Source organism: Xanthomonas pisi DSM 18956 (assembly GCF_001010415.1).
GTDB lineage: Bacteria > Pseudomonadota > Gammaproteobacteria > Xanthomonadales > Xanthomonadaceae > Xanthomonas > Xanthomonas pisi.
Genome location: NZ_JPLE01000280.1, coordinates 1 through 305, shown reverse-complemented (window position 1 = coordinate 305; position 305 = coordinate 1). Strand labels below are relative to the sequence as shown.

At 39.0% G+C, this 305-nt stretch carries 1 protein-coding gene; it reads left to right on the top strand.

Translation table 11 applies throughout. The features are described 5' to 3' along the window. Positions 1-302: hypothetical protein (locus tag Y887_RS20845; protein ID WP_162199184.1), on the top strand; the 302-nt coding region annotated here is incomplete at its 5' end. Positions 303-305: the final 3 nt, after the last annotated feature.

Here is a 305-nt window from a genome sequence, read left to right as displayed (position 1 = left end):
AAGTTGGTACGACTCTTGAACTTGATATTTTAAGCTTGATGCTTGTGTCTGGTAATACGATGAATGCGCTTGCAATTTCAACAAGCGAAGATTTCGCAAAGAAAACTGCGACTTCTATATACATCAAAAACCCAGGATCACTTGCCACTGGAGTTCAATTGATTGCTTCTAATGGTGATGTTGTAGCAACAGTAAACTTTCCGAGAAGTGCTGCTGGTGGTTATGTTTCAAGCATGAACATAACTGACTTAACTGGTGATTGGGCATCGACCCTTTTATCAAAAATTAAATACATCGTGTAGAGG